This is a genomic window from Epilithonimonas hispanica (assembly GCF_003385395.1).
Taxonomy (GTDB): Bacteria; Bacteroidota; Bacteroidia; order Flavobacteriales; family Weeksellaceae; genus Epilithonimonas; species Epilithonimonas hispanica.
Map to the genome: position 1 here is coordinate 45,432 of NZ_QNUG01000021.1, position 14,459 is coordinate 59,890.

Consider the following 14,459-nt stretch of genomic DNA (forward strand, 5'->3'; position numbering starts at 1 on the left):
AACACAAGATTCATCATAATTTTTTGATTCTTCCATCAGCTGAATTATTTTAAAATCTCTTTCTGTTGGCGTAATTTTGGATTTCGAAAAAATCAAATTATTTTAAAATGAAAAATGTTGTTCTCAATAACGGGACAGAAATTCCTGAAATCGGTTTTGGAACTTGGCAGACGACAGAAGGTGTTCAAAAAACGGTAAAAGAAGCTTTGAAAGCAGGTTACAAACATATTGACACAGCCGCTATCTACGGAAATGAAGCGGAAATAGGAGAGGCGATTGAAGAATCCGGAATTGATAGAAAAGATTTGTATCTCACAACCAAAATCTGGAATTCCAACAGAAGTGCAGAAGGTGTAAAATATTCTGTGGAGCAATCGCTCAAAAACCTGAAAACCAATTATCTGGATTTGCTTCTCATCCATTGGCCTGCGAATGCAAAACAATTTGATAATTGGAAAGAAATCAATGCGGAAACTTGGAAAGCGATGGAAGAACTTTACAAATCCGGCGTTGTAAAAGCGATTGGTGTAAGTAATTTTATGTTGCCACAAATCGAAGCACTTTTGGAAACTGCAGAAGTGATTCCTGTAGTCAATCAAATTGAGTTTCATCCGGGATACACGCAACCGCAAGTTGTAGATTTTTGTAAAGAAAAAGGAATTGCAATAGAAGCTTGGAGTCCGATTGGTTCTGGACGATTGCTAAAAGATGAGGATTTGAAAAATATTGCTGACAGTTATGGTGTTTCTCCTGCGATTCTTTGTATTCAGTTTTGTCTGCAGTCCGGTGTGATTGTTTTACCAAAATCTGAAAATCCAAATAATATCTACAATAATTTACATTTTGAAAGATTCAAGATTTCTGAAAGTGATATGAAAGCTTTGAAGACATTGGAAGAAACTGGATTCTCTGGATTGAATCCTGAAACAGTAGATTTTTAAATTTTTAGTAAGAAAAATTAAAATCCGTTTTAAAAAGTTTTAAAACGGATTTTTTATATAATTAATTTGCTATTGATTTTTAATTACTCACTGGAACTAGAGTAATATCTAATTTTCTCAACGATTTCTCCCAAATCAAATGGTTTTGGAATAAAATCTATTGCGCCACTTTCTATTGCAGAATCTCCTAAACCTCGGCTAGCAGACATAATCACCACCGGAATGTTCTTAAAATCCTGATGTGCTTTTATCATCTTGCAGATGTCTCGCCCATCTTCTCCGGACAGCCACATATCCATCAGAATCACATCGGGTTTGGTAGAAGAAGTCTGAAGAGAGTTGAACATCTCAGACCCTTTTTCATAATTATCTACATCATAACCTTCCATATTGAGCATCAATTTGACTGAGTCTAGAATGGCTGGGCTATCATCCACAACATATATTTTTTTTGAAGTTGACATTTTCTTAAAGTAATTAATTAGTGGTTGTAATTTTTTGGGATTTCAAAACAGAAGTCTGAACCTTTCCCTTCAACAGAATTTACAAAAATCCTGCCACCGCTTCGTTTTATAATTTCCGATGAGATATAAAGTCCCAGACCAAGTCCTGGAAACGTGTGTTCCTTACTTCCACTCACTCTGTAATATTGTTCGAAAACTCGGTCTTGTTTATCCTCAGGAATGCCGATTCCAAAGTCTCTCACGGAGAAATGTACGCAATCTTCTTCAGTTAATTTTGTTGTGATTTGTATATTATCGGAGTCGGGAGAATATTTTATCGCATTGCTTATGAGATTAGTCATGACTTGCGAAATTCTATTTTTGTCGCCATAGATATTTCCAATTCTTTCGTTTTCCAGATAGATTCTGTGGCTTGTGCTCATCTGTTGTTCCGCAATCACTTCGTTCACGAGTTCATCAAAATCAAATTCATTTCGGTTAAGAAGGATTTTGCCGTTTTGGATTTTCGTCACATCTAGCAAATCATTCACGAGGCTGGTCAGTTTGTTGACTTGTTCATCCATCTTCATTGCAACATCTGCATTCTTGTTGTCGTCTTGTTTTCTGAGATTTTTTTCTAAGAATTGAGAATAGAGTTTGAGGCTTGTCAAAGGTGTTTTGAGCTCGTGACTGGCGATTCCTAAGAAATTATCTTTCTGCTGTTGGAATTGTTTGAATTCATCAATATCTGTGCAGGTGCCAATCCATTGGATGATATTATCGTTTGGGTCTTTTATAGGAACAGCACGACCAAGAAACCATTTGTAAGAATCTTCGGTTTTGTTGTCTTTGAACTGATATTCGATTTCGTAAGCGCTTTTGTTTTGTTGGCTGGTTTTCCAAATATGCATTGCTCTTTTTACATCGTCGGGATGTAGGATTTTGTGAGTGGCAGATTCACGACTATCGATGCCTTCAAAACCAGTATAATCGTACCATTTTTGATTGTAATAATCTATGTTTCCATTTTTGTCGGCAGTCCAAATAATGATTGGCAAACTGTCTGCAAGATTCTTATATCGCTGTTCGTTTTCTTTAATTCTTTGTTTGGTAAGAACTTGTTCAGTCGATTCTATTGCAACGATGCTTACTCCAATTATTTCAGTTTCATCTTCATTATAAATGGGAGCAAAAGTGGAATCAAAAAAGCATTCTTCCTCTTTTCCGTTTCTTATAAGTTTGGTTAATTGATGATAGCCTTTGTAAGTTTCTCCTGTTTTTTTGACATTGGTTAGAATTTCTATAAAAGGTTGTCCTTCCAACTCTGGTAAAGCGGCGATTAATTTTTTACCAATGATTTCTATATTCTTCCCTAATATTTCCAACATCTGTGGATTTGCAACCTGAATGACAAATTCGTCTCCCATCAACATAGACAAAGCAACAGGAGCCTGAACAAATAATAATGAAAGCGAATCCTGAGAAATATTACTTTTGATGAAGTTTTTCATTGCAACATGATTAATAATTTATATTAGTTTTTACTTTGAAAATGTTGTTTTCCTATCAACAACTCGAAGAACAATCTGAAATCCGAAATCAAGGACCAAAGCGGATATCTGGATGTTGAAGGCCATTTTTTCTCAAAAATTGCATCGCTCAACCAAGCTAATCCTAATCCAAAAATCGGACAGTACCAAAGAAACCGCTCTTTTCCCGAATAGATAACATAAAAAATAACTACAAAAACCAAAAATATCCCAACGAAATGGAATATTCTTGTTATTGCTTGGCTATGTTCTTTAAGATATAATTGATAAAACTCTTTATAGGTTTTGATTTTTTGAGTTTCCATTGTTTAACTTATTTAGTTTGCTGTTTTTATATCCATAAAGGAAATATATTACCAAGCCTATAGCAAACCACAGTCCAAACCAAAACCAGTTTTCGTGGCTCATTCCAGTCAATAGATAAAGGCAAGAACTTAGACCAATCAATGGGATTAATGAAAGATTTTTAATAAATGTAAGACCGCACAGGATAAAATTTGCAATCAAATAAACAATAATTGCTAGTCTGAATTCGCCTTCTTTTGGGTCATTAATATTAGTTAAATTGTGGAAGAATTCTGGCTGAAAAAAGTAGAAAAATACCAATCCACCAATGAAAATTGTAGGAAAAATAATCTTCCCATTAATATAAGGCAAATGGAATCTTCCTTTGATTTTTTCTTTTGGAGGCAACATTAAAACACCACCACAAACTAAAACAAATGCAAAGATAGTTCCGATACTTGTGAAATCTAGAATGAAAGTTTTATCGGTGAATAGGATAGGAATACCTACTACGATTCCTGTAACGATGGTTGCAAAAGAAGGAACTTTGTTCTTGCTGTGAACTTCTTGGAATTTCTTTGGTAAAAGTCCGTCTCTCGACATTGCCATCCAGATTCTCGGTTGCCCCATTTGGAACACCAAAAGAACTGTTGTAATCGCAACAATTGCAATCAAAGCGACTACAAATTCCATCCACGGAAGGTTGAGATTGCTCTTGTCAAAAACAAATGACAACGGGTCTCCAATCCCATCAAATCTTTTATAATCTACTAATCCTGTTAAAACTAAAGTCAGAATAATATAAATCACAGTACAAAGTCCAAGAGAAATAAGCATTCCTTTCGGAAGGTCTTTTTGAGGATTTTTGGTCTCTTCTGATAGAACAGAAATGGCATCAAATCCGATATAAGCAAAGAAAACGCCCGAAACGGCAGACATTACTCCTGCAAAGCCATTAGGCATAAAAGAGCCGGAAGTATGCGTATCGGTCACCGGAAACCAATTTCCCGTATTGACATAAGCCACACCCACAGCTATCACCAAAAGAATGACAAACAACTTCAGAATTACAAAAAAGTTGTTAAAGTTCTTACTTTCCTTGATGCCTTGATAACAAAGCCAAGTGATTAATCCATTAATAACCAAAGCAGGAATATCAACGATAATTTTCAATCCGCCTATAATTGGTGCAGATTTCCAAGCGTTGATGAGTTCTCCGTTTGTTGAATTATTGAGAAAAGCTTTTTTAGCTTCGGTATAACTACAGGTAAAATAATCAGGAATATGAACCCCGATTCTTTCCATAAAACTGGTAAAATAATCGGACCAGGAAAAGGCAACATAGATATTCCCGAAAGAATATTCCATAATCAGAGCCCAGCCGATAACCCACGCAATCAACTCTCCGAAACTGGCGTAAGCATAGGTGTAAGCACTTCCTGCAGTAGGGATTCTGCTTGCAAATTCGGCATAACAAAGTGCAGTAAAAGCACAGGCAAAACCACAAATCAGATATAAAACAATAACACCGGGTCCGCCACGGAAAATAGCTTCTCCCAAACTGCTGAAACTTCCTGCTCCAATAATGGCGGCAATCCCAAAAAATACAATGTCCCAAGTTCCAAGAACTCTATTTAGTTGTCCCGAATCTGTATTTTCTACGTAGTGTTTTCTTCTGAAAAGTGAACTCATCTAAGTTGTTAATTTTTGTGAAAGAAACAAATGTAATGAAAATTTGATGGTTTTGTTAAAAAAATGTTAATCACAATGCTATTTTTTAATATTGTAATAAGTTATAGTTACGAAGAATAATGGTCTTATATTTTGTGTTTTTGGTATAATTAAGAAAAATAGATTGTAACATTAATATGAAAAGAATTATTTACTTCATTAGTATTTTATTCATAGGATTATTAGATGCTCAGACTCATAAATTTTTTATGAATTGGAGTACAAATCAGATTCCTTGCAAGGAGATTTGCTGTTTTTGAGTTAGAAAATAAACTTAAGAATATCAAGTTTAACATTAGACTATTAATTCAAAAATACTGAATTAAGAAAACATGCAATTTATGATGGTCTAGAAAAAAGACCGCTTCTATGTAAAACAGCTCTTCCTTCTGTTGCATTAATTTTATCGCCTGCGAACATCTTTTCTATAGCTTCCTGAAGTTTCACTTCATTTGCTAAATCAAGCAATAAATCAAATGTTTCTTTTGTGATTCTGTTCTTTGAATAATCGAACAAAATATCATTCCATAAGATAGAAAACGAAGAAAATCGTTGTGGATCTTTTGAAAATAAGTCCTTAATCTGCACATCTTTTGTGTCCTCGAAATGTGATGCAAGATTCTGAAATGCTTGCGTGTTTTTTAATTGAACTGATGGTAACATATACTTTTAATTTGTAATACAAACCTAACTCTAATCTTGCGTTTATGCTATCAAGTTAAGTCTATGTATTATACATTTGTACCAATTGTTGTTGCAGATTTGTTGGGGTTTCATCCAATTTTGCACGCACAAACTTATTCAACGCTGCTGGCGAATTGAATCCAAGTTCAAAAGCAATTTCTTTATGAGAATAACTGGATAGTAAGAGCAATTGTTTGATCTCGTTCATTATTCTTGCGTGAATGGTTTCAATTGAAGTTAAACCTGCCGATTTCTTCGTTATTTCATTTAATTTCTTTGGTGAAATGAGTAGTTTTTCAGCGTACCAACTAACCATTCGTTCCGTTTTATAATGGCGTTCCAACAATTCAAGAAATTTTCCATAAAGTCTGGTATTCTCATTTGTTACTTTATCTTTATCCCATTTTGTATGTGCAAACTCCACTAATTTCAACAATGTTATCTTGATAAAAAATCGTGCTTGCTCTTTTTTGACAGAGGTTAGGTCATGATACAACTTTTCAATTTGTTCCAATAACATTTGTACTTCATTTATTTCGGCAACGGGTAATTCAATATGGTTTAGCTTAACGGATATATTGTGATTGTAGATACTTAACTCATTTTTTAAAATATCTGAACAAAATAATACTTCATCAAATAAAATCATTTTTCCATCAAAATCATCACTGATTTGTTCTTTTGAGGATAATTGACCAGGAAATATAACGCTTATGCAATTTTCACTGACATCATAACGACGATTTTCTACTTGCATTTTCATACTCCCTTTTTTAACAAACAGAAGACAAAAATGGTCTTTTGTATGAGGATTTCGATATTGCTTCATATCCTCTTTATCCAAATCAAAAATATGAAAAGGCGAGATTGCCCTTTCAGAATTATGCTGTATATCTTTAAGATAATGTGTAAACATATTGTAGTTTTTCTTTTTGCTAATTAATCATTATTGCTCAAATATTTTGCCGCTTTTTTGTCCACTAAAAACAAAAGTTCTCCTTTTGTGGGTTTCAATAATTGCGATGGATAGAGGGACGGATTATAATCTCCTTCCAAAACTTCTTTCAAGGCATCAGCCTTAGCATCGCCAAAAGTTAACACGATTATTTTTTTTGCTTTGTTTAAAAAAGGAGCTGTAAGAGTGATCCTATACATTTTCTGTGCATCTAAATAATAAGCAGCAACCCATTTTTCTTTTTCCTCAAGAACGGCAGTTCCAGGAAATAATGAAGCAGTGTGTCCATCACTTCCCATCCCCAAAAGAATAAAATCCATTACTCCATCATCTCCAAGTTTTTCATGTAAAAGTGTACTGTAAGTTGATGCAAAATCTTCGGGTTTTACACCATCTGCATACATTGGAAAAATATTAGACGGCAGTACAGGAACATTTTGTAGAAGTATTTCTTGTGACATTTTAGCATTGCTTAGCTCATTATCTAAAGGAACCCATCTTTCATCTCCCCAAAAAACAAGAACTTTAGTCCAGTCAATTTGATTTTTGTATTGATCTTCGGACAAAAGTTTGTATAGACCTTCTGGTGAAGATCCTCCCGTTAATGCAACTGTAAAAAAGCCTTTTTGATCTATTGCATCACAAGCGGCAGCTACAAATAATTGTGCTGCCGTTTTAAATATTTCTTCAGTTGATGATTGTATATTAAGCATCTTTTTTGGTTTTCAATGTTTCATTAGAATTGCTCAGCCAAGTATGTCCTTGTCTCTTCAACAATTCATCTGCTGCTTCTGGCCCTGAGCTTCCAGCAGGATAAGTTACCATTTTTGACACGTTTCCATTTTCCCATGCTGTTTGAATATTCGCAATAACATCCCAAGCTTCTTCCACTTGATCTGAACGCATAAACAGTGTTGAATCTCCATCAAGAGCGTCCAATAATAACGTCTCGTAAGCTTCCGGTGTATCTGGTGCACATTCAAAATAATCGAATACCATTTCAGCAGGTTTCAGTTTCATATCAAGCCCTGGCTTTTTCGTCATAAACGATAAATTGATATCCATTTCAGGTTGAATATTGATGGTTAATTTATTGGGTTGCATTTTTTTTATTCTATCCTGAAAAGTAGTACAAGGTACTTCTTTAAAACTGATTACAATAGAAGATTCTTTTTTGGACATACGTTTTCCTGTGCGCATATAGAACGGAACACCTTTCCAACGCTCATTATCAACATAAAACTTCATGGCAACATAAGTTTCTGTATTTGAGTTTGGATTAACTCCTGGCTCTGCCAAATAGCCTAATTTCTTTTTACCATCAATCTCGCCTTCAGTATATTGTGCTCTAACCGTATAATGGTTGATGTCTTCCAAATTGATTCTTCTCACACTTTTTAAGACATCTACTTTTCGGTTTCTGATTTCTGTAGATTCAAATGCAGTTGGTGGTTCCATAGCTACCATGCAAAGAATCTGCATTAAATGGTTTTGGATCATATCTCGCAATGCTCCCGAACCGTCATAATAACCTCCACGATCTTCAACACCTACGGTTTCCGCCACAGTAATCTGCACAGAATCGATATATTTATTATTCCAAAGTGGTTCGAAAATAGTGTTACCAAAACGGAACGCTAAAATGTTCTGAACATTTTCTTTACCCAAATAATGGTCAATTCTGTAGATTTGCTCTTCTTTGAACGTTTGTGCTAACATTGCATTAAGCGCCACAGCCGAATCTTTATCGTACCCAAAAGGCTTTTCGATAATCATGCGATCTTGATTCATATTATTAGCCAAGCCATTTTCTTTAAGGCTTTTTGAAACTTTTTCAATAAAGCTTGGCGCTACCGAAAGGTAAAAAAGACGGTTGGCTCTGGCACCTAATTTAGCATCTATGCCGTCAAGTTGATTTTTCAACTGAATGAAAGATTCTTCTTGTGTAATATCGAATCTGACAAATTTGATTTTTTCTTTGAATTGATTCCATTTCTCTTCAGAAAAGTTCTTGATTCTCGAAAAATCGTTGATATTTTCTAAAATATAATTTCTGAATTCTTCCTGAGTATGTTCTGTTCTTCCTAAAGAAAGAAGTTCAAAATCTTCTGGCATCCAACCGTCCAAAAACAGATTAAAAAATGCAGGAAATAATTTTCTTTTTGCTAAATCTCCCGTTGCGCCAAAAATGACAATAGAAGTTGGTTTTTTATCATTATTTTTCATTTGATTTATTTTTTACGATTCCCAACGGGTGTGGAATATTCCATCTTTGTCAATTCTTTCATACGTGTGTGCTCCAAAGAAATCACGTTGCGCTTGAATAAGATTGGTTGGCAATTTTTCAGAACGATAAGCATCAAAATAAGATAATGCGTTCATCCATGCAGAAGCTGGAGTTCCATTTTGAATAGTGTCTTTCAAAACAGTACGAATACTGTTTTGTGTTGTATTCAGTTTTTCTGCAATGTGCTTATCGAGCATTACGTTTGGTAAATCGGATTCTGTTGCAAATGCTTGTCTAAAATCTTCTAATAAAATTGCTCTAATAATACATCCTCCTCTCCAAATTTTACATATTGTTTCTAAATTCAAATCGTATTCATAGATTTCAGAAGCAATTTTAAGTTGAGCTAATCCTTGTGCATAAGTGGTTATAATGGCAAAGTACAGTCCTTTTTTCAAATCATCTAAATTTGCATTACTGATATTTTCTTCCTTATTCCATTTTAATAAAGCTGAAGCCTGTATTCTTTCGAGTTTGTATTTAGACATATCTCTCATATTTACAGCAGCATCAATAACTGGAACCGGAACCTGTAAATCCATTGCATTTTGTGAAGTCCATTTTCCTGTTCCTTTAGATTTAGCCCAGTCTGAAATTAAATCAACCAAATGTTCATCACCTTCTTTTTGCTTCAAAATATCAGCTGTAATTTCAATAAGGAAAGAGTTTAATTCTTCTTTATTCCATTGTTCAAATAATTGTTGAATGGTTTCATGATCCAAATGATAAACATTTTTCATAATATCATAGGTTTCTGCAATAAGCTGCATAATTCCATATTCTATACCATTATGCACCATTTTTACATAATTCCCAGCAGATCCGTTGCCTAAAAATTCTACACAAGGTTCACCATCTACTTTTGCAGCTATGGCTTCGAAGATTGGACGTAAACGTTCGTAAGCTATCTTATCTCCTCCGGGCATCATGCTTGGGCCTCTTCTTGCCCCACTTTCTCCGCCAGAAATACCCATTCCGAAAAAATGGATTCCTTTTGAAGAAAGCTCATTATATCTTCTGTCTGTATCTGTAAAATACGTGTTTCCTCCGTCAATAATAATATCGCCTTCGTCCAAAAATGGAAGCAATGTTTTAATTGCTCCATCTACTGGAACACCAGCCGGAACTAATAGCATTATAGCTCTTGGTTGTTCTAAGGACTTTACAAAGTCTTCTGGTTTAACAGTTGCAAAAACAGAATGACCTTCCTGAGCTTCTGCCTGTAATGAATCTGCTTTTTCTTGATCCAAATCTAAACCTGCTACAGCAAACCCATGGTCAGCCATATTGAGCAATAGATTTCTGCCCATAACACCTAAACCAACTATACCGAAATTATATGTAATCATTTTCTAAGTTTTTTATTAATATCAATTACTAACAAACTAATTGAGATATTAGCCATTCTGAATTTAAAATCCCTAACTAAAATTAATGCTTATTTTAATATGCAGAGATTAAAAAAAGAGAATTTATATCATCAATATCATAGAACAAGGTCTTCCCTACAATAATAGAGAAGACTTTGATGGTGAGTTACTAGCAAATTATGATATTATTGCTTCTTTTAAAGCTTTTGCAGCTGCGGCAGGATCTTCTGCACCATAGATTGCTCCACCAGCAACTGCTACTGCAGCACCAGCAGCTACGACATCTTTTATTGTGTTGATGTTAACACCACCAGCGATTGAGAAAGGAACTTGAGCTTCTCTACCTTCGCTGATTAATTTTTGTACATTATAGCCGGGTAATGCTTGTTCATCTAAACCAGCGTGTAATTCCACAAACTCTACTCCAAAAGCAGTTACTTCTTTAGCACGTTGTACACGATTCTTAACACCAATTGTATCTACTACTACTTTTTTACCTGCTTTTTTCGCAGCTTCAATAGCGCCAATAATTGTTGCATCATCTACAGCACCCATTACGGTTACTAAATCTGCTCCAGCATTGAATGCCATTTCTGCTTCTAATGCACCTGTATCAGCAGTTTTAAGGTCTGCAAATACCAGTTTATCTGGATGAGCGGCCTTCATTGCTGTGATTACTTTAAGACCTTCTGCCTTGATTAATGGAGTACCTAACTCAATGATATCTACATAAGGTGCTACTTTTTCTGCCAATTCTAAGGCTGCTTCAGTAGTTAATAAGTCGATTGCTACTTGTAATTTAGTCATGATATAAAATTTAAAAATTTAATTGTATTTTAATTATTCGAGATTGGCATGTTTCGGCCAAAGATTTTCTTTTGTTAATCCTGATTTTTGCCATAGCGTCATAAAGACTGCGTCTAAAATCAACAAAACAGATTGTTCAAATAAGCTACCTGCATATTGCTCAGAAGCAGATATACCGAAATCGGTTTTTACAGCTGCTTTAATGGCTATTATTTGATCTGATAGAGTTGCGATTTTACTATGCTCATCTGCTGTAATTGCAATTACTGTGGCATTTTGTTTTTTAGCTTTTTCTGTAGCAAGCACAAGGGTTGATGTTGTGCCAGAACCGGAACCGACTATAAGCAGATCATTTTCTAAAATAGCAGGTGTTGTAGTTTCTCCCACTACATGCACTTCAAATCCAAGGTGCATAAACCTCATAGCTGCCATCTTTAATGCTAATCCAGTACGTCCAGCTCCTACAAAAAAGATACGTTTTGCTTGCTTAATATGATTTTCAAGCAACGATAGAGATTCTGGATTCAGAAGAGTTGAGATTTCTTCATTTTCGATCAGGATCTTTTTTAAATTGTCTATTGTAGTATTCACTTGTTCCATTTTTTGCTTTTAGAAGAACTTTAATAATTATTTCTTCTAATTTGATAATGCAAAGTTATACTCCCCAAATCTCCTGATATTATACAAATAGTATTATGTAATATACATTTGCGACCATCTAACATTTACCTATTGGATAACGTACAACAACTTCCAACTTAGTATTGCTCTTTTATAAACCGCTGTATAGTAACAGTTTTAACCGTTTTACGTATTTTTGCTTTATCTAATATTTTTTTTGAAAAATTTTTATTTCAACCGCGAGACAATTTTAATGGATGGTATACTTATATAGTTTCGTTAAAATTCCATTTTCTTAAGCTTACCAATTTCAATGCAATCATAGCTGTGATAGTTTTGGCTAAAGAATTAACAATAAAAATAGAGTTGTATGAGGCATTAGTTCCTTAAGATCCTGAAAACTTTTTTGCGATATTGATTTGTTGTTTCATTAAAATAATAAACTGCTTTTTCGGATTTCTTTTATCAATTGATTTTTACAATCTACAAACACAAAAATAGGTCCGACCAAGATATCATTCTATAGCTTTTGTTTTATCCACCAATTCATAAGAATAGCATCTACCATATTTAAAAAATCCATCGCTTTTGATGGATTTTTGCTTTCAATATTCTACATTTGGAGTCAACAATTCTTTTGTTTGCAATTGAGAATGATAAAAATATGAGTGAGATTTTAAGACGTCAAATTGAGAAAATTACACCATTAACTGACCAGGAGTTCGAGTACATCCTGTCTCATTTTACCTTGAAAAAATTTAAAAAGCATCAGATTTTAATTCAAGAAGGAGATACCGTACAAAATGATTATTTTGTGATGAATGGTTTGTTAAAAGCTTCTTACCTGAATCAAGAAGGCAAAGAACATATTATGCAATTTGCAATGGAAGATTGGTGGATTACCGATTATCAAGCGTATTTTAATCAAACGGAAGCTACTTTTACCATTGATGCATTAGAATCTACCGAAGTACTTACTTTGTCTCTCTATAACCGAGAGAAACTCTGTGCAGATATGCATAAAATAGAACATTTTTTCAGGAAAAAATCTAATAATGGTTATATCGCACTCCAAAGAAGAATTTTGTCTCTGCTGAATAGCAATGCCAAAGAACGCTACGAACAATTTATTTATCAATATCCTACACTTTTACAACGATTGCCCAAAACTTTAATCGCTTCATATTTAGGTGTTTCCAGAGAAACCTTGAGTCGGCTTTCGGTGTAATGTGATGTAGGTCACAAAAAAGTTGTGAGGTAGGTCCTGTTGTTTGTGAGGAGCTGTATTTACCTTTGCACTATCAAATCATTAAAAATCAATAGTAAAATGAATCACAACAAGTTTTTATCCAAGATTATTTTCTTAACGGTTTGTATTCTTTTTTTAGGGATTAATATGATCAATGCACAAACAATAAAATCTAACAAAATGAGCAAAAAAGTATTATTCGTGGTTACGAGCCACGGCGAATTAGGAAACACTGGTGAATCTACCGGTTATTATTTAGGTGAAGTTACACATCCTTGGGCTGTATTAGTGGATGCTGGTTACGAAATAGATTTCGTGAGTCCAAAAGGTGGAAACCCGCCGTATTATGGAAATACTCCAGATGACAAGGTTAATGAAAGATTTTTAGCAGATGAATATTATCAAAATAAAATCCAGAACACCATGACGCCTTCAGAAGTAAATCCTGATGAATATGTGGGGATTTTTTATGCTGGAGGTCACGGTACGATGTGGGATTTTGCAGATAATGAAGAATTGGCAGTAATCGCACAGAAAATCTACGAAAAAAATGGAATCGTAAGTGCGGTTTGTCACGGTCCTGCCGGATTGGTGAATATTAAACTCAGCAATGGAAAATATTTGGTAGATGGCAAAAAAATCAATGCTTTCACCAACGAAGAAGAAGCTGCTGTGAAATTAGATGAAGTGGTTCCATTTAGATTAGAGTCTAAATTAATAGAACGCGGAGCCAGGTTTGAAAAATCTGGTTTATGGCAAACTCACGTTACCGTAGACGAAAGAGTGGTAACAGGACAAAATCCTCAATCTGCTCATGCAGTTGGCGAAGCTGTTTTAGAAGAACTTAAAAAACTCTAATAGTTAAGAATACAAAAGAGACTGTTTTCAGTCTCTTTTTTTTGTGCTCAATTGAAATTTTATTCGAATAATCAAGATAAAACTTTTATACATAGCAAAGGTTCAACCTTTCACAAAATGATATAACAAAATGGAGCCGGGGAAATGCCTGGCTCCATTTAACTGTATTAAAAATTGGTGTTCGATTGCTTACTTTACTGCTAGTAGATCTACCATTTCAAGTACAGGTTCTTTCGAAAGTAATTCAGAGGCATTTGCCATTAAAGCCTTTGCAATCTCACCATTCAAGTGAGCTTCTCTTGCATCTGTAGTTCCGAACGTATCGAATATACCAAAAGTAGAAGGGCCAATTTGTAAAGCATACCATCTTACGGTTCCTGGCTCACCTTCCGCAAGTGGTAAGGCTGACTTTAGGAATTCCAATACGTCATTTTCTTTACCCGGTTTTGCTTCTACTCTAGCTAATATTGCAAACTTTTCCATAATTTAATTTTTAATGTTATTAAGAGTGTTCTTCAACTCTTTCTAACAAAAATAGGTTTTCCTTATCAAACTAAAAATACAAAAAATGTTAAATAAACCTGAGTTCGGTTTAAGCGAAGTTTAAAAATAATTGACCGTCATTTACTTTTTTCAAGTTGAGTGACGGTTTTTTTGGAAAGAAGCAATAAGCGGTTA

Annotated in this window: 15 protein-coding genes; 3 read left to right on the forward strand and 12 right to left on the reverse strand. The window is 34.4% G+C overall.

Features of this window, described 5'->3' with window-relative positions; genetic code table 11:
- Positions 1 to 107: 107 nt before the first annotated feature.
- Positions 108 to 941 (forward strand): aldo/keto reductase, encoded by an 834-nt coding sequence (locus DRF58_RS11080; RefSeq protein WP_116035456.1) that lies wholly within the window; start codon positions 108 to 110, stop codon positions 939 to 941.
- Between the two features lie 83 nt (positions 942 to 1,024).
- On the opposite strand, the gene DRF58_RS11085 is transcribed toward DRF58_RS11080, so the two are convergent.
- From DRF58_RS11085 to hxlB, 11 genes are all read right to left on the reverse strand, one after another.
- Positions 1,025 to 1,405, reverse strand: a complete 381-nt coding sequence (locus DRF58_RS11085) for a response regulator transcription factor (protein WP_116035458.1) — start codon at positions 1,403 to 1,405, stop codon at positions 1,025 to 1,027.
- Between the two features lie 17 nt (positions 1,406 to 1,422).
- Complete coding sequence (locus tag DRF58_RS11090) at positions 1,423 to 2,895, reverse strand: PAS domain-containing sensor histidine kinase (protein ID WP_116035459.1); 1,473 nt, start codon at positions 2,893 to 2,895, stop codon at positions 1,423 to 1,425.
- A 23-nt stretch (positions 2,896 to 2,918) separates the two neighbouring features.
- The gene (locus DRF58_RS11095; RefSeq protein ID WP_116035461.1) at positions 2,919 to 3,239 is read right to left on the reverse strand and encodes a DUF962 domain-containing protein; all 321 of its coding nucleotides are present in this window, start codon (positions 3,237 to 3,239) and stop codon (positions 2,919 to 2,921) included.
- Complete coding sequence (locus DRF58_RS11100; protein ID WP_116035463.1) at positions 3,211 to 4,911, reverse strand: APC family permease; 1,701 nt, start codon at positions 4,909 to 4,911, stop codon at positions 3,211 to 3,213. Before DRF58_RS11100 ends, DRF58_RS11095 begins: the two co-directional genes overlap by 29 nt.
- A gap of 378 nt (positions 4,912 to 5,289) precedes the next feature.
- The gene (locus DRF58_RS11105; protein ID WP_116035464.1) at positions 5,290 to 5,613 is read right to left on the reverse strand and encodes a hypothetical protein; all 324 of its coding nucleotides are present in this window, start codon (positions 5,611 to 5,613) and stop codon (positions 5,290 to 5,292) included.
- Between the two features lie 61 nt (positions 5,614 to 5,674).
- Complete coding sequence (locus DRF58_RS11110) at positions 5,675 to 6,550, reverse strand: AraC family transcriptional regulator (RefSeq protein ID WP_116035466.1); 876 nt, start codon at positions 6,548 to 6,550, stop codon at positions 5,675 to 5,677.
- 23 nt (positions 6,551 to 6,573) lie between these two features.
- Entirely contained in the window at positions 6,574 to 7,302 is a 729-nt protein-coding gene (gene pgl, locus DRF58_RS11115) for a 6-phosphogluconolactonase (protein WP_116035468.1), read from the reverse strand.
- Positions 7,295 to 8,815 (reverse strand): glucose-6-phosphate dehydrogenase, encoded by a 1,521-nt coding sequence (gene zwf / locus DRF58_RS11120; protein ID WP_116035469.1) that lies wholly within the window; start codon positions 8,813 to 8,815, stop codon positions 7,295 to 7,297. The genes pgl and zwf overlap by 8 nt, the downstream gene beginning before the upstream one ends.
- A 12-nt stretch (positions 8,816 to 8,827) precedes the next feature.
- The gene (gene gndA / locus DRF58_RS11125; protein WP_116035471.1) at positions 8,828 to 10,225 is read right to left on the reverse strand and encodes an NADP-dependent phosphogluconate dehydrogenase; all 1,398 of its coding nucleotides are present in this window, start codon (positions 10,223 to 10,225) and stop codon (positions 8,828 to 8,830) included.
- Positions 10,226 to 10,423: 198 nt separating this feature from the next.
- Positions 10,424 to 11,053: a 3-hexulose-6-phosphate synthase gene (hxlA, locus tag DRF58_RS11130; RefSeq protein WP_116035472.1), complete on the reverse strand. Its 630-nt coding sequence runs from the start codon at positions 11,051 to 11,053 to the stop codon at positions 10,424 to 10,426.
- A gap of 33 nt (positions 11,054 to 11,086) precedes the next feature.
- Positions 11,087 to 11,653 (reverse strand): 6-phospho-3-hexuloisomerase, encoded by a 567-nt coding sequence (hxlB, locus tag DRF58_RS11135; protein ID WP_116035474.1) that lies wholly within the window; start codon positions 11,651 to 11,653, stop codon positions 11,087 to 11,089.
- Positions 11,654 to 12,338: 685 nt separating this feature from the next.
- On the opposite strand from hxlB, the gene DRF58_RS11140 reads away from it, so the two are divergent.
- Positions 12,339 to 12,902, forward strand: a complete 564-nt coding sequence (locus tag DRF58_RS11140; RefSeq protein WP_116035481.1) for a Crp/Fnr family transcriptional regulator — start codon at positions 12,339 to 12,341, stop codon at positions 12,900 to 12,902.
- Between the two features lie 201 nt (positions 12,903 to 13,103).
- Positions 13,104 to 13,781 carry a type 1 glutamine amidotransferase domain-containing protein gene (locus DRF58_RS11145; protein WP_168926417.1) on the forward strand — a complete coding sequence of 226 codons (678 nt, stop codon included), beginning with the start codon at positions 13,104 to 13,106 and terminating at the stop codon, positions 13,779 to 13,781.
- Between the two features lie 189 nt (positions 13,782 to 13,970).
- Here DRF58_RS11145 and DRF58_RS11150 read toward each other — a convergent pair whose 3' ends face one another.
- A complete protein-coding gene (locus DRF58_RS11150) occupies positions 13,971 to 14,264 on the reverse strand; it encodes a putative quinol monooxygenase (RefSeq protein WP_116035476.1) in 294 nt (97 codons plus the stop codon).
- Positions 14,265 to 14,459 lie beyond the last annotated feature (195 nt).